The organism is Pseudomonas veronii, assembly GCF_001439695.1.
GTDB classification, from domain to species: domain Bacteria; phylum Pseudomonadota; class Gammaproteobacteria; order Pseudomonadales; family Pseudomonadaceae; genus Aquipseudomonas; species Aquipseudomonas veronii.
The window spans coordinates 1-16,658 of record NZ_JYLL01000001.1; the positions used below are offsets into that span (position 1 = coordinate 1).

The 16,658-nt window shown below is 61.2% G+C and carries 10 protein-coding genes; 3 read left to right on the forward strand and 7 right to left on the reverse strand.

Annotated elements, in window-relative coordinates; genetic code table 11:
* Positions 1-7,628 (forward strand): tandem-95 repeat protein (locus TU80_RS32565; protein ID WP_156422905.1); only part of this gene is annotated, 7,628 nt, incomplete at its 5' end.
* A 123-nt stretch (positions 7,629-7,751) separates the two neighbouring features.
* The gene (locus TU80_RS00010) at positions 7,752-8,090 is read left to right on the forward strand and encodes a hypothetical protein (RefSeq protein ID WP_057003600.1); all 339 of its coding nucleotides are present in this window, start codon (positions 7,752-7,754) and stop codon (positions 8,088-8,090) included.
* A gap of 44 nt (positions 8,091-8,134) precedes the next feature.
* Here TU80_RS00010 and lapD read toward each other — a convergent pair whose 3' ends face one another.
* The gene (lapD, locus tag TU80_RS00015; RefSeq protein ID WP_057003601.1) at positions 8,135-10,093 is read right to left on the reverse strand and encodes a cyclic di-GMP receptor LapD; all 1,959 of its coding nucleotides are present in this window, start codon (positions 10,091-10,093) and stop codon (positions 8,135-8,137) included.
* 11 nt (positions 10,094-10,104) lie between these two features.
* Positions 10,105-10,821, reverse strand: coding sequence for a cysteine protease LapG (gene lapG / locus TU80_RS00020; protein WP_082643789.1), 717 nt, complete (start codon positions 10,819-10,821; stop codon positions 10,105-10,107).
* Between the two features lie 265 nt (positions 10,822-11,086).
* Between lapG and bcsQ the strand changes: the two genes are divergently transcribed.
* Entirely contained in the window at positions 11,087-12,046 is a 960-nt protein-coding gene (bcsQ, locus tag TU80_RS00025; protein WP_057003602.1) for a cellulose biosynthesis protein BcsQ, read from the forward strand.
* Positions 12,047-12,287: 241 nt separating this feature from the next.
* On the opposite strand, the gene TU80_RS00030 is transcribed toward bcsQ, so the two are convergent.
* The 5 genes from TU80_RS00030 to TU80_RS00050 form a co-directional block, all read right to left on the reverse strand.
* Positions 12,288-13,475 (reverse strand): methyltransferase, encoded by a 1,188-nt coding sequence (locus tag TU80_RS00030; RefSeq protein ID WP_057003603.1) that lies wholly within the window; start codon positions 13,473-13,475, stop codon positions 12,288-12,290.
* Positions 13,456-14,145 (reverse strand): ABC transporter permease, encoded by a 690-nt coding sequence (locus TU80_RS00035; protein WP_057003778.1) that lies wholly within the window; start codon positions 14,143-14,145, stop codon positions 13,456-13,458. Before TU80_RS00035 ends, TU80_RS00030 begins: the two co-directional genes overlap by 20 nt.
* 38 nt (positions 14,146-14,183) lie before the next feature.
* Positions 14,184-14,879 (reverse strand): ABC transporter permease, encoded by a 696-nt coding sequence (locus TU80_RS00040; protein ID WP_046385013.1) that lies wholly within the window; start codon positions 14,877-14,879, stop codon positions 14,184-14,186.
* Positions 14,880-14,953: 74 nt separating this feature from the next.
* On the reverse strand, positions 14,954-15,706 hold the full coding sequence (locus TU80_RS00045) for an ABC transporter substrate-binding protein (protein ID WP_046385012.1): 753 nt from the start codon (positions 15,704-15,706) through the stop codon (positions 14,954-14,956).
* A 13-nt stretch (positions 15,707-15,719) separates the two neighbouring features.
* On the reverse strand, positions 15,720-16,493 hold the full coding sequence (locus TU80_RS00050) for an ABC transporter ATP-binding protein (RefSeq protein ID WP_017849951.1): 774 nt from the start codon (positions 16,491-16,493) through the stop codon (positions 15,720-15,722).
* Positions 16,494-16,658: the final 165 nt, after the last annotated feature.

The window sequence follows — 16,658 nt, forward strand, 5'->3', positions numbered from 1 at the left end:
ACGACGCGCCGGTCGCAGCACCGACCACCGCAACGGGTTCCGAAGATCCGGCCCAGGGCATCGAAGTTAAGCTTTCGGCCACTGACGTAGACGGCGTGGCAGACGTGAAATCCTTCACCGTCAGCACCCCAACCAACGGCACGTTCTACACCGACGCGGCGATGACCAAACCGGTGACCGGCTCGATTGATGCCGTCAACGGTGAAGCGACCGTTTACTTCAAACCAAACGCGAACTTCAACGGCACCGCCAACTTCACTTACACCGCGACCGACGGTGGTATTGCCGACGGCGGCAGCCCGCTGACTTCGGCTCCAGCCAACGGCACCATCACCGTGACTGCGGTGAACGACGCGCCGGTCGCAGCACCGACCACCGCAACGGGTTCCGAAGATCCGGCCCAGGGCATCGAAGTTAAGCTTTCGGCCACTGACGTAGACGGCGTGGCAGACGTGAAATCCTTCACCGTCGGCACGCCAACCAATGGCACCTTCTACACCGATGCGGCGATGACCAAGCCAGTGACTGGTTCGATCGACGCCGTCAACGGCGAAGCCACCGTTTACTTCAAACCAAACGCGAACTTCAACGGCACCGCGAACTTCACCTACACCGCCACCGACGGCGGTATCGCTGACGGCGGCAGCCCGCTGACCTCAGCTCCAGCCAACGGCACTATCACCGTGACTCCGGTCAACGACGCGCCTGTGGCTGCGGCCACTACCGCGACCGGTGCTGAAGATCCAAGCGTAGGTATCGCGGTCAAGCTGTCCGCCACCGACGTGGATGGCGTGGCAGACGTGAAATCCTTCACCGTTGGCACGCCTACCAACGGCACGTTCTACACCGACGCCGCCATGACCAAGCCAGTGACTGGCTCGATTGACGCGGTCAACGGTGAAGCGACCGTTTACTTCAAACCAAACGCGAACTTCAACGGCACGGCGAACTTCACCTACACCGCTACCGACGGCGGTATTGCCGACGGCGGCAGCCCGCTGACCTCAGCGCCTGCTAACGGCACTATCACCGTGACCCCGGTCAACGATGCGCCTGTGGCTGTGACCACTACCGCGACCGGTGCTGAAGACCCGAGCGTAGGTATCGCGGTCAAGCTGAGCGCCACCGACGTAGACGGCGTGGCAGACGTGAAGTCCTTCACCGTCGGCACGCCTACCAACGGTACGTTCTACACCGACGCGGCCATGACCAAGCCAGTAACTGGCTCGATCGACGCCGTCAATGGCGAAGCCACCGTTTACTTCAAACCAAACGCGAACTTCAACGGCACCGCGAACTTCACTTACACCGCCACCGACGGTGGTATTGCCGACGGCGGCAGCCCGCTGACTTCGGCTCCAGCCAACGGCACCATCACCGTGACTCCGGTCAACGATGCGCCTGTGGCTGTGACCACTACCGCGACCGGTGCTGAAGACCCAAGCGTAGGTATCGCGGTCAAACTGAGCGCGACCGATGTAGACGGCGTGGCAGACGTGAAATCCTTCACCGTCGGCACCCCAACCAACGGCACGTTCTACACCGACGCGGCGATGACCAAACCGGTGACCGGCTCGATTGATGCCGTCAACGGTGAAGCGACCGTTTACTTCAAACCAAACGCGAACTTCAACGGCACCGCCAACTTCACTTACACCGCGACCGACGGTGGTATTGCCGACGGCGGCAGCCCGCTGACTTCGGCTCCAGCCAACGGCACCATCACCGTGACTGCGGTGAACGACGCGCCGGTCGCAGCACCGACCACCGCAACGGGTTCCGAAGATCCGGCCCAGGGCATCGAAGTTAAGCTTTCGGCCACTGACGTAGACGGCGTGGCAGACGTGAAATCCTTCACCGTCGGCACGCCAACCAATGGCACCTTCTACACCGATGCGGCGATGACCAAGCCAGTGACTGGTTCGATCGACGCCGTCAACGGCGAAGCCACCGTTTACTTCAAACCAAACGCGAACTTCAACGGCACCGCGAACTTCACCTACACCGCCACCGACGGCGGTATCGCTGACGGCGGCAGCCCGCTGACCTCAGCTCCAGCCAACGGCACTATCACCGTGACTCCGGTCAACGACGCGCCTGTGGCTGCGGCCACTACCGCGACCGGTGCTGAAGACCCAAGCGTAGGTATCGCGGTCAAGCTGTCCGCCACCGACGTAGACGGCGTGGCAGACGTGAAGTCCTTCACCGTCGGCACCCCAACCAACGGCACGTTCTACACCGACGCCGCCATGACCAAGCCGGTAACCGGCTCGATCGACGCAGTCAACGGCGAAGCCACCGTTTACTTCAAACCAAACGAAAACTTCAACGGCACCGCGAACTTCACCTACACCGCCACCGACGGCGGTATCGCCGACGGCGGCAGCCCGCTGACCTCGGCACCTGCCAACGGCACCATCACCGTAACTCCGGTCAACGACGCGCCGACTGCGAGCAATGGCTATGTAGAAAGCAACGAAGACACCCCAGTCGAGCTGAAATGGTCGACGTTCGGGGTCAACGATGTGGATTCCACGGACCTGAAAGTCGTCTTCACCAGCCTGCCCAACGGTGCCATCGAGTACAAAGTCGACGGTGTCTGGGTCAAGCTCAGCGCGGCTGATCTGAAAACCGATACGTCGCCGGGCAAGGCCTTCAGCCAGGCCGACTTCGACAATCACAATGTGCGTTACAGCCCAGCGGCCAACGAGTCGGGCGATAACAGCTTCGGCAACGCCGGCGTCGGTAACAAGCAGGGTGATTACACCGAGCTGAAGTTCCAGGCGACCGACGGCCAGCTCAACAGCGATACGAAAACCATCACCGTGGATATCCACCCAGTGACGGACGTTCCTGTCGTGACCGTCGGCGCATTCGGTGACGTGCCAACCGGCTTGACCATTCAAACCTGGACCGGCGGCAACCTGCCGGGTGCATTGGGTACGAACGGCAATGGGGTTGTTCAGTCCAGCGATTTGATCCGGGTCATCAACGCTCAAACGCCTGACAGCGCAGCCTCCACGGGTGTGACCACCAACGTGAGCAACGCTAATGTGGTGGAACTCACCGCGACCAAAGTCTCCGGTCTGATTTACCTGGAAGCTGGCAAGAGCTACAGCTTCACCGGCAGCGCCGATGACAGCCTGGCGGTTACCGTCGGCGGCAAGTTGGTGTCGACCGAGACCTGGAGCCAGGGCACCGGGATCAACGCAACCCCCTTTACGCCGACAGAGTCGGGTTATTACACCCTCGACATCTATCACTACAACCAGGCCGGCCCGGGCAACTACGACGTCAATGTCTCGATCAACAACGGCCCGTCGATGGCGTTGGGCAGCAGCGGCGTGCAGACCTATACCAGCCTGGAAGCGTTGAAAGCCGCCGGGGCGGTGTTTGACGATGCTCATGTGGTCAACGGAGAAGGTTATTACACCGGCTACGTTTATAACCACGGCCTGGAAGACACTGCGATCAAGATCAGCCCGATCACGACCACGTTTGTCGACAATGACCAGTCGGAATCGCACAAGGTAGAAATCAGCGGCCTGCCTGAAGGCGCTGTCATCACCGACGGCGCCACGGGCCACAGCTATACCTCGACGGGTGCGACCACCCAGTACGATGTCAGCAATTGGAACCTGGCTACCCTGACCGTCACTCCGGCCAAGGATGCGACTGCCAATTTCGATCTGACTGTGACGGCAACGGCCAAAGAGTTGAGCACGCAGGTTGAAGAAGTCACGACTGGCAAGGTGAGCGTGGTGATCACTGCGGTCAACGACGCGCCGGTGGCTGTGGCCACGACTGCGACGGGTGCTGAAGACCCAAGCGTAGGTATCGCGGTCAAACTGAGCGCGACCGACGTCGATGGCCTGACCAACGTCAAGTCGTTCACCGTCGGCACGCCAACCAATGGCACGTTCTATACCGACGCGGCGATGACCAAAGCGGTGACCGGTGCGATTACCGCGGTCAACGGCGAAGCCACCGTGTACTTCAAACCGAACGCGAACTTCAACGGCACGGCGAACTTCACCTACACCGCCACCGACAGCGGCAACGCTGACGGCAGCAATGTACTGACCTCGCCAGCAGCCAACGGCAGCATCACCGTGACTCCGGTCAACGATGCGCCGGTTGCAGCGGCAACCACCGCGACCGGTGCTGAAGATCCAAGCGTAGGCATCGCGGTCAAGCTGAGCGCGACCGACGTCGATGGCCTGACCAACGTCAAGTCGTTCACCGTCGGCACGCCAACCAATGGCACGTTCTATACCGACGCGGCGATGACCAAAGCGGTGACCGGCGCCATTAACGCTGTCAACGGCGAAGCCACCGTGTACTTCAAGCCGAACGCGAACTTCAACGGCACGGCGAACTTCACCTACACCGCGACCGACGGCGGCAACGCTGACGGCAGCAACGTACTGACCTCGCCAGCAGCCAACGGCAGCATCACCGTGACTCCGGTCAACGATGCGCCAGTGGCTGCAGCAACCACCGCGACCGGTTCTGAAGATCCAAGCGTAGGCATCGCGGTCAAGCTGAGCGCGACCGACGTCGATGGCCTGACCAACGTCAAGTCGTTCACCGTCGGCACGCCAACCAATGGCACCTTCTACACCGACGCGGCGATGACCAAAGCGGTGACCGGTGCGATTACCGCGGTCAACGGCGAAGCCACGGTTTACTTCAAGCCGAACACAAACTTCAACGGCACGGCGAACTTCACCTACACCGCGACCGACGGCGGCAACGCTGACGGCAGCAACGTACTGACCTCGCCAGCAGCCAACGGCAGCATCACCGTGACTCCGGTCAACGACGCGCCGGTGGCTGTGGCCACTATTGCGACGGGTGCTGAAGACCCAAGCGTAGGTATCGCGGTCAAGCTGAGCGCGACCGACGTAGACGGCCTGGCGAACGTGAAATCCTTCACCGTCGGCACGCCAACCAATGGCACCTTCTACACCGACGCGGCGATGACCAAAGCGGTGACCGGCGCGATTACCGCGGTCAACGGCGAAGCCACCGTGTACTTCAAACCGAACGCGAACTTCAACGGCACGGCGAACTTCACCTACACCGCCACCGACAGCGGCAACGCTGACGGCAGCAACGTACTGACCTCGCCAGCAGCCAACGGCAGCATCACCGTGACTCCGGTCAACGATGCGCCAGTGGCTGCAGCAACCACCGCGACCGGTGCTGAAGACCCAAGCGTAGGCATCGCGGTCAAGCTGAGCGCGACCGACGTCGATGGCCTGACCAACGTCAAGTCGTTCACCGTTGGCACGCCAACCAACGGCACCTTCTACACCGACGCAGCGATGACCAAACCAGTGACCGGCGCGATTACCGCGGTCAACGGCGAAGCCACCGTGTACTTCAAGCCGAACGCGAACTTCAACGGCACGGCGAACTTCACCTACACCGCCACCGACAGCGGCAACGCTAACGGCAGCAATCCGCTGACCTCGGCCCCGGCCAACGGCACTATCACCGTGACCTCGGTCAACGACGCACCGACCCTGGACCTGAGCACCACAGACGGTTCCGTCCTCACCAGCTACAGCACGGCCTACTCGGAGCGCAGTACGGGTGGGATAGCGATCACCGGCAACGTAGCCATCGGTGACGTCGACAGCAGCCAGATGCAAAGCGCGACCATCACCTTGAAAAACGCCAGCGCGGGCGACCAGCTCAGCTCGAGCCTGGTGACCGTGGGCGGTACTTACAACGGCGTCACCCTGACCAGCGTCGGCACCGACGTCAGTGGCAAAATCGTCCTGACCCTGTCGGGCGCGGCTGACACGGCCACCTACAAGTCGTTGCTCGAGTCGTTCCAGTACTCCAGCACCAGCAAGTATCCGACCACGGGTGATCGCACCGTCGAGATCTCTGTGAAGGACAACGCAGGTGCTGACAGCCTGAGTTCGTCGGTGGCCACCAGCACCATTACCGTTGCGCCACAGGCTTATGTGGTGACTGAAGGCGGCGGCGCTGCCGATGTCATCGACCTGAGCAGCTCCTCGGCCAACAACATGGTGGTCGGTGACAAAGGCGGTATCGTCAATGCGGGCAGCAACTACAACATTGCCTTCATCGTCGATACCTCGGGCAGTATCGGCAGCAGTGCGATGAAGTCGATCAAGGCGCAGCTTGCGAGCGTGTTCGATACCTTGATCAGCAATGCCGGTAAAAGCGACTCGGGTGTTGTGAAAGTACTGCTGGTCGACTTCGATACGCGGGTCGAAGCGCAGGTCTCGGTCAACCTCGCCGACAAGGACGCCGCTAAAGCGGCCTTGCAGGCTGTGTTGACTCAGATGACGTCAAAATCGAGCGACATGACCAACTATCAGGATGCGTTCAACGCCGCCACCAACTGGTTCAAAGGCGACGAAGCCACGAGCAATGTGGGTGCAAAAAACCTGACGTACTTCATTACCGACGGTGAGCCGAACATGTACACCGCCATTCAGGGTAACCCTCTCCTGGGCTCGACCAGTTGGTTCGGCTCGAATGTTTACTTTGATAGCATCGTCAATAGCGGCAATTACGTCTTGGGTCAGACCAACTCGGTCACAACGACAATCAACGGCAGGACGCAGGTGATTGTCGATGGTGACGGCAAGGTCTATTCCTACGATGGTTGGGGTAATAAAAACCTCGAAGGCACCGTGGTGGCCAACAGCAGCGGCGGCTTTGACGTGGCGTCGGTCTACAACGACTCCAGCGCCGCCATGAGCAACGCCCAGTCGGCCTACTCCGATCTGGTCAACGCGGTTCCAGGCAAGGTTGTCGTCGAGGCCATCGGTCTGGGCTCGAACATTGATACCGCTGTGCTCAAGCAGTTCGATACCGATCATAACGTCTCCACGATCGACACCGCGAAGCTGGCGGATGCCATCACCGGCCACGCGGCTGATACCGGCGCCGACACCCTCACCGGTGGTTCGGGCAACGACATTCTGTTCGGCGACCTGATCAGCTACAACAACCTTGAAGGCAGTGCTGCACTCAAGGCGTTCGCGGCCGACAAACTGGCCACGACCGTCGATCACATCGATGACCGTACCTTGCACCAGTTCATCACCGAGCACGTCGCTGACGTGGGTGCATTGGCCAGCGCGTCGAACATCTACGGCACCAACGACGGCGCTGACAAGCTGATCGGCAACGCCGGCGACGACATTCTGTTCGGCCAAGGCGGTAACGACGTGCTCAACGGCGGGGCGGGTAACGACATCCTGGTGGGCGGCAAGGGCAATGACACCCTCACCGGCGGCGCGGGGGCGGATACCTTCGTGTGGCTCAAAGGGGATACCAACACCGGGACTGGCGTCGATACCATCACCGACTTCAAGCACAGCGAAGGCGATAAGTTGGACCTGTCCGATTTGCTGCAAGGCAGTAACGACACCAACCTGACCAGCTACCTGAAGTTGAGCACCGATTCGGCGGGCAACTCGACGCTGAGTGTCAGCAGCAGCGGTTCGTTCACGGCGCAGGGTGGCGGTACGGCCGATGTTACGATCAAGGTCGATGGCGCCAGCTGGGGCAGTGGCAGTGCCGCGATCAACAGCCTGATCGCCGGTGGTGATCTGACCGTCAAGCATCACGACTGATCACCCTGGAGCGCCAATCTTTCGGGATTGGTGCTCCGTGGGCACCAGCTTCGGGAAAATGTGTGTAATCTCTGTAGGAGCCAGGTGCGGCGCCTGCAGGGATTTTTTATTGGGAGAACGCTGATGTTCTACGTGCAACGCGATCAATACAACGCTTTGGTTCGCGTCGAGACGCAGGCCTTCGCCGAATCCACCGGGACTCTACCGGCGGATCATCAGGACATTCAGGCGTGGTTTGCCACGGATGTGATCGACAACAGCCTCAAGCAGCTCCAACAGAGCGACTCCGAGATGATTCGGGTGCTCGATGACTTGATCCAGGTGCTGACCGCCAAGGGCGTGATCCGCATCACTGACCTGCCGCCCGCCGCGCAGGTCAAGGTGATGGAGCGTACCCAGGCACGGACGGCGCTGGGCGGTTTGAGTGAGCTGATCAATGACGATGAAAGCGGTTTGATCTGAGGCGCACGCACCTCTTTCACGGCATGAGCGTCAAGCCGGCCTGATTACTCGGCGCTCCACGTCCACGGCGCAGGTTCACCGACCAGTTGGCCTTGCACCCCTTCGATGCCCATCTCGCGAATCACGCGCAACTCACCTTCGGTTTCCACGCGTTCTGCAATCAACGGCAAATCGATGCTGTGGGCGGCACGCTGGATCGCCTCGATAAAAAAGCGCTTGTGGCTTTCCTGATCAATGGTCCGGATGTAGCTGCCGTCGATTTTGAGGTACGCCAGGCCCAGGTTCGCCAGGTTGCCGATCATGCTGAAACGCCCGCCGAAACGTTGCAGGCCGAGGCTGTATCCGAGGCTGCGCAGGCGCCGGGTGAGACGCTCCAGCTGGGCTTGCTCGGGCACTTGCTCTTCGCCGATCTCCAGCGTCAGGCGCGTACCGAGTGTCGGGTGTTGCGCCAATCGCTCGAACATCCGCTCCAGGGCTTGTGGGTCATTCAAGGTCGCCGCCGAGAGGTTCAACGCCACCGATTGGTTGTGTTGTGCCAGGTGTTTGATCACCAGGTCGAGCATCAATTGGTCAAGGCGTGCGGTCCAGCCGAAGCGCTCCAGCCAGGGCAGGAAGTGCCCCGCCGCAATGGTCTGGTCCTGGTTGTCGAGCAGGCGCGACAGTACCTTGTAGTGCAGCACCTGACGGGTATCGCTGCTACTGACCACCGGCTGGAAAAACAAGCGGAAGCGCCCCTGATTCAGGGCCTCGTCGAGCAGGGTGTGCCAGCTATGCGGATCGTCGCTGACGGTGCCCCGGGTCTGGCGCTCCAGGCATACCCAGGTTTGGCCGCTACTGGCTTCAGCCTGGGCCAGGGCCTGATCGGCCAGCTTCAACAGGTCGGCCGAGGCATCGCCGGGGTTGTAGGGCGCGAGGCCGATGTAGGCCACGCTCTGCATGTCTGTGGCGCCCGTTTCGTACAGGCTCTGCAGGGTGGTTTCCAGCGCCTGGGCCAATTGCACCGCTTCGTGACGCACCAGGCCTGGGGCAAGCACCGCGAACTCGCCGCCGCGGCTGCGGGTGATCAGGTTGTGGGTTTCCGGGTACTTGGCGCAGGTCCGCACCAGTTGCTGGCTGACGGCTTGCAGCAGTTGGTCGGTGCGTTGCCCGCCCAGGCGCTGGTTGAGACCGGCGAGGTCATTGACCCGCAAGATCAGCAGGTAGCCTGAACTGGCTTCTTCCAGGTTGCTGACCCGCGAGTTGAGCTGCATCTCGAAATAGCGCCGGTTGGCCAGCCCGGTCAGGCTGTCCTGGTAGGACTCCACGCGCAGCTTCTCGCTGCGCTCGGTCTGTTCATTGAACAACGCCTTGAGCTTCTCGACCATCTGGTTCATGGCCTGCACCACGCGCCGCAGTTCGGGGGTGCGGGGCAGGTCGGGCAAACTGATGAATTCGCGCCGCGCGATGGCGTGGGACTGCTCGACCATATAGTCCAGCGGCTTCAACTGACGGCGCAGCAACAACGCGCCGAGCACCGCACTCGCGGCGCCGCAGAGCAGCAACCAGCCCAGGCTGCCCAATGCGCTCTGCCACAGTTTGGCCAGGGCGAACATCGGGTGGCTGATCACCTCGACCTGTGCCGCCTGCTGCCAGCCTCGGCTGACGATGGCATCGCCGCCGGCCGGCGCGAGGCCGATCATTTTCACGAACCAGGCCGGCACGCCGCTGGCATCAGGCTCGGCGGCACGCTCCACCAGCACCTGGTTATTGCTCAGGTCCACCACGCGGATGCTCGCGTAGTAGCCACTGTCAAAAATCGAACTGACCATCAGCTCGGTCATCGCCGGGTCATCGATGTTCGGCGTCAGCGACAGTGCCAGTGCGGTGGCCGCATCCTGGGCGTGGGAACGCAACTGGTTGACGTACTGCGCACGCGAGCTTTCCAGGCTGACGATGAAGCTACCGCTGAAGGCAACCACTAGAAACACACAGATAGCGATCAGCAATTGTTTGAACAGTGACATCGTAGCTCCTGTTAATTATCCGAACTGGCCGGAAACCCTTCGGCGGTCATTTTTTTCAAGACATCCTGCCAGCGTGACAGGCGCTTGCTATCACCGACTTTTTTGTTGCCCGCCGCGCCGGTCAGCCACAACCCTTCGCCGTTGAAAGCGTAGACGGGCAGCAGGTCCGGACGTTGGCTGGCCGGCAGAATGGGGTCCATCAGGCTGTCCAGTACCAACGGCATGGCTTCCGGGCTTGAATAGTAGGTCAGTACCATATGCGCGCGATTCTGGCGCAAGGCCTTGACGTAGGTTATGCGCAGCTTCTCGGCCGGGACGCCCAAGTGACGCAGGCTGAAGTATTTGGCGATGGCATAGTCTTCACAATCACCGGCACCTTTCCACAGAGATTGAATGGGCGTCGCCCAATAATCGATCTCGTGCCACAGGTCGATATCTTCTTCGTAGTGCAACTGGCGGTTAAAGAACAAGTTGACCACGTTGAGTTGTTCGGTTTCGCTGACCTGCTTTTGCGCCGTGAGCAGGTGTTGCCAGGCATCGATACGCTGGCGCCCGGCGCCCAGGGGCCCGTACAGCGCCTCGGCGCGGCGGCTGATCTGGCTGAAATCCCAATCGGCGAGCAGATTGCCCAGCAGGCCGCCACCCAGCAACAGCGTGATGGCCAGACCGTACAGGAACCGAGGGAAGTTAAAGCGTATCGCCACTGCGAATACCCGAGCTTGCAGCATTGAAGGTGCGGCAATGGTGCGGTGATACCGGGTAAAAAACAATGGCACGATGAAATCACTTTGTAGCAATTTATCCTGAATAAGTGCCGGTAAATTGGCTATTTTCCGCTCGTCTGAAAGGGTGGCGGCAATTCCATCAAAATAATGACACCTCATAACGCCTGTCACAGAATGTCGCAACCAAAGCGCCGACAAAAAGACTTGCGGTCAGCCTTATCTTGCCGACCTTTCACGTCTTTAATGGCACTGTGAAGGAGTTATGGCCATGAGCCGTACCGATGATCTGTTTGCCCCGTCCGGCAAGAGCCTGACCCGGGAGCCCAAGGCACGGAACGCTCGGCTGCACTTTTTCGGCACCCTTCCATTCGATGATGGCACCCGCGCTAACCAGAAAGACAGCTCGCGCTTTTGCGCCAATGCGCCAGCGGCCTATGAACAACCTCATCATTATGACTTGAGCACACCGCGCCCAACCGTGGTGGCGCTGGTCTCGGTCAACGGCGGCGTCGGCCGCAGCACCCTGGCCACGGCGTTGAGCAGCGGCTTGCAGCGCTTGGGGGAGTCGGTGGTGGCGCTGGATCTGGACCCTCAAAACGCATTGCGCCAGCATTTCGGCGTGGCCCCGGAGCTCCTGGGCGTCGGCCGCGCCAGCCTGCTCAATACGCGCTGGGAGACGCTCCTGCAAGCGGGGTTTGCCGGCTGCCGCGTGATCCCCTTCGGGCACACCGATATCAAGCAGAAGGACAACCTGCAACGTTGGCTCACGCGTGAACCGGAGTGGTTGGCGCAGCACCTGTCGACCCTGGGGTTGAGCGAGCGCCCGCTCATGCTCATCGACACCCCCGCCGGTAATAACGTCTATCTGCATCAAGCGTTGAGCGTGGCCGATAGCGTATTGGTCGTCGTCCAGCCGAATGCCGCGTGCCTCGGCACGCTTGACCAGTTGGACGCGGTGCTGGCGCCTTATCTTGAGCGTGAACGCCCGCCACATTGCCACTATGTGATCAATCAACTGGAAGAAAACTCGGCGTTCAGCCGGGACATGGTCAATGCCTTCAAACTGCGCCTGGGCGATAATCCGTTGGACGTGGTGCATCGCGATCCCTCGATCAGCGAAGCCCTGGCCTTTGCCACGGACCCGCTGGATAATTTGGCGGCGAGCGCCGCCTGCGACGATCTCAAGAGGCTGTGCCGGTTGTTGATCGCACGGAAAAAAGCTCGCTAAATCACGCTTTATGCGCTGAACGCGAAATGCTTATGCACAATCGGCAGGTCGCCGATGGCGTCGAATGGGGTTTGGGCGGAACCATTCTCAACACGGCGCAACCGCCTGTTTTGCGTGCGTTTTATTCGTTGCACAAAAAATGATCAGTATGGCATTTGGCCTGTAGCGCAGATGGCTACAACTTCTGTAAGGATTTCATCAACAGAGTTATCCACAGGGCGCGCGTAGGAAAAAATGCGCTTTAATCGCGCTCAGCCAGCACCATAAGGTTGCGTGGGGTCAGGGTGGTTTCGCAGAAGCTGCCTACCGCCACGGTGTAGCCCTGTTCCCGCAGAAACAGAGCCCGATCCAGCACCAGCCACAGTTCCAGCGGGCGGCGGAACAACCCTCGCAGCAGTTCCAGGTTTCTGACCTCGGCCAAGCGCCGCCAGCCGTGTGCCTCCAGCGCTGTCCAATCCTGCTCGCCTGTGGATAAACCTTTGAGGCCGGCCAACTCGCGGCAATAGTCGGCGAAGGGTTTATCCAGCCAACTGGCGGGCAGGGACGGCGTGGGCAGGTACGTGTCGCAATGGCGCAATTGGCGCTGCAAGTGATCGAAACCCAGGCGCCTGGCCATGGACGTATCCCGTTGCCGGCGCACCCGCTTGCCGGCGGTGACGGTTTCACTGAGGGGCAGCCCCAGGTCATCCACCGATAAGCGCAACGCCGAAGCGCGGCCGACGCTCGACAGTGGCTGATAGCGATCGGTGCGGATGCGGTTGTAGCAGCAGGGTGCCAGCGCCAGTTGCTTGCAGCCGGCAGTGCTGGCCAGTTGCAGCAGACGCACGTGCAGGTCGCCGCAGGCGTGCAGGGCGACGGGTGTGTGTTCGGCGCTGACCGTCACGTCGGCCAGTACGTCTTGCAGGTGATGGGTGACGGGAAGTTGGTGGTGGTCGCTCAAAGCCTGCCCGGCGGCGATCAGGGCCGGATCGTATTCCAGGCAGGTCAGTTGCTGCCCGCTGTGCAGCAGGCGGCGGCCGAGGTGGCCTTTGCCGGCGCACCAGTCCAGCCAGTGCCGCGGTGGTTGCGCGAACCCCAGGGCAGCACCGAATGCTTCGATCTGTTGCCACTTGCGGCCGGGCACATCGACGTTCAGGCGCTGGCGGGCGGGTGCCAGGGGCTGCGTCGGTAACTTATCCACAGCACTGAGGCGCAGCGCCTGCGCGGCCAACTGTGGAAAAGGCGCCGGGGCGGGCAGCTCATGGGGCCGGTTGTGGCTGCTTTCCGCGTCGGCCAGCGAGCGCCGGCGCAGCCACTGGGCGAGCGCGGGATGTTGGGATTCCCAGGGTAACTGGCGATGCGTGAAGGGCCGTGGTCGCCACAGCCCCTGATGTTCGCTGAGGAACGCATCCAGCGCCTGGAAGTGCGCTTCAACGTCCCTGGCAAGCATCGACTCGCAGCCAGCGTTCCAGCAGTTTGAAACCGCGCACCAGCACATAGGCCATCAGCAGGTAGAACAGGCCGGCGGCGAAGAAGATCTCCACTGGCAGGTACGTGCGCGCAATGATGGTGCGCGCCATGCCAGTCAGTTCGAGCAGCGTCACGGTGCTGGCCAGGGCGCTGGCCTTGAGCATCAGGATCACTTCGTTGCTGTACGCCGGCAGGCCGATGCGCGAGGCGCGCGGCAGGATGATATAGAACAGCGTCTTCGGCTTGGACATGCCCAGGGCCCGCGCCGCTTCGATTTCACCCGGCGGGATGGCCTGGATCGCACCGCGCAGGATTTCGGCGATATAGGCGGCGGTGTGCAGGGTCATGGTGGCGGTGGCGCACCAGAACGGATCGCGCAGGTACGGCCACATGAAGCTGTTACGCACCGAGTCGAACTGCGCCAGGCCGTAGTAGACCAGGAACAGTTGCACCAGCAACGGCGTGCCGCGAAAGAAGATAATGTAGCAATAGGGCAGGGTCCGCACGTACCAGCGGCGCGAGGAGCGGGCGATGCCCAGCGGGATCGCCAGCAGCAGGCCGGCAATCACCGCAATGGCCACCAGCTCGAGGGTGAGAGTCGCGCCCTGGGCCAGTTTGGGCAGCCACTTGATGATCACGGCCCAGTTCAGGCCCAGGTCGAAATGGGACAGCCAGCTGTAGTCGCCGTTCATTGGGTGCTCCTTGCAAAGCCGCGACTGGCGCGTTCTTCCAGGAAGTGCATGCCAGTCATGGCCAGCACGGTGAGGCCCAGGTACATGAACGCCGCCACCATGAAGAAGGTGAACGGCTGCTTGGTCACGGTCACGCCGATCTGCGCATGGCGCATGATTTCTTCGAGGCCGATCACCGATACCAGCGCGGTGTCTTTCATCAGGATCATGAACAGGTTGCCCAGGCCCGGCAGGGCGATGCGCCACATCTGCGGCATGATCAAGCGGGTGAAGATGCGAAACTTCGACAGGCCCAATGCCACACCGGCTTCACGGTGGCCCTTGGGAATAGCGAGGATCGCACCACGGAACACTTCCGTGGCGTAGGCGCCAAAGCACAGGCCCAGGGCGATGACCCCGGCGGCGAAGGCGCTGAGGGAAAGGTCGGGGTTACCGAAAAACTCCCCGAGGGCACGCATCAGGTTGACCGTGCCGAAATAAATCAGCAACACCCACAACAGTTCGGGAATACCGCGAACGAGGGTCGAGTAAGCCCCGCCCAGCCACTGCAGCGGCTTGTATGGGGACGTCTTGGCCAAAGCGCCGGCCAGGCCGAGTACCAGCCCCAGGCACAGGGCCGTGAGCGCCAGCTTGACGGTCATCAGCGCGCCGGCGGCGAGCGCCGGGCCGAATCCGTAGAGATCGAAATTCATGGTGTTTTCATATCGCGGCAGGCAAAGCTGAAAGCCGACGCGCCCCTGGGAGCGCGTCGGGCATACCGTTCAGATCATTCGATGCTGAAAGGGAAGTACTTGTCGTTGATCTTCTTGTAGGTGCCGTCGGCCTTGATCTCTGCCAGGGCTTTGTTCAGGCGTTCGCGCAGCGGGTCGCCTTTGCGCACGGCGATACCGATCTTGTCGCTCTCGACCACCGGGTTGCCCTTGAATTCGTAGGCGGAACCGTCTTTGCTCTTGAGCCATTCGTACTGCACGTACTTGTCGGCGAGGATGCCGTCCAGGCGGCCGGACGTCAGGTCGAGGTAGGCGTTTTCCTGGGTGTCGTAGAGCTTGCTGGTGGTGTCTGGCAGCTTGTCTTCCAGGTAGGTGCCGGCCAACGTCGCGCGTTGTGCGCCGATGATCTTGCCTTTCAGGTAGGCCGCGTCGGTCTTGAAGTCTGCCGTGGCTTTAGGTGCGATGAACTGCAGCTTGTTGGAGTAGTACGGGTCGGTGAAGTCGACGGCCTGCTTGCGCTCGTCGGTGATCGACAGCGAGGACACCAGGAAGTCGAATTTCTTCGCGTTCAGCGCCGGGATGATGCCGTCCCAGTCCGATACATACACTTCGCACTTCTCGACTTTCATCTTGGCGCACAGGGCGTCGCCGATGTCTTTGTCGAAGCCGACGACGTTGCCGCTGGCATCTTTATTGTTGAACGGCGGGTAGGCCGCTTCGATCCCCATTTTCAGGGTTTCTGCCATGGCCGAGGCGCTGAACGCCATCGAAACGGCCGCGGCCAGAAGGAATTTTTTATAGTTCTGCATGCATGTTGCTCCGTTAGCGGTTGCTGGACATGAATTGTTTGCAGCGCGCCGAAAGCGGGTTTTCAAACACCTGCTGTGGCGATCCTTGCTCTTCGACCAGGCCTTGGTGCAAGAACACCACTTCACTGGACACCTGGCGGGCGAAGCCCATTTCATGGGTGACCAGCAGCATGGTGCGGCCTTCTTCGGCCAGCGCGCGGATCACATTAAGTACTTCCTGGACCATTTCCGGGTCAAGGGCCGAGGTGGGTTCGTCGAACAGGATGACTTTCGGCTGCATCGCCAGGGTACGCGCGATGGCCGCCCGCTGCTGCTGGCCGCCGGACAATTGCGCGGGGTAGGCGTGGCGCTTGTCGCCGATGCCGACCTTGGCCAGCAAGGCTTCGGCCACTTCGATGGCTTCGGCCTTGCTCTGGCCGAGCACACGGCGTGGGGCCTCGATGATGTTGTCGAGGATGCTCATGTGCGGCCACAGGTTAAAGTTTTGAAACACAAACCCGATTTCGCTGCGCAGGCGGTTGATCTGCTTGCCGTCGGCGGCTATCAGCTCGCCGTTCTTCGCGGCCTTGAGCTTGAGCTCTTCGCCGGCCACCAGGATCTGGCCCTGGTGCGGGTTTTCCAGCAGGTTGATGCAGCGCAGGAATGTGGACTTGCCGGAACCGGAGGAACCCAGGATCGAGATCACATCGCCGTCGCGAGCGGTCAGCGAGATACCTTTGAGTACCTCCAGCTCACCATAGCGTTTATGCAAGTTGCGGATTTCAAGCGCGGGCGCGGCCAGAGCCATGTGCGGTCCTCATTGTGTTCGTTGCGTTCCTGCTGTTGGGTCGCCTTCCTGGCGAGGCGCCAACCTAGCATAGCGTCCGGATGGCAGCCAACAGCGCGGCGGATGCTTAACAGGTGGTCTGCGGCAAGGTGTCGCATCGGCACAGCGGCGTGTCGCGCCATCAAC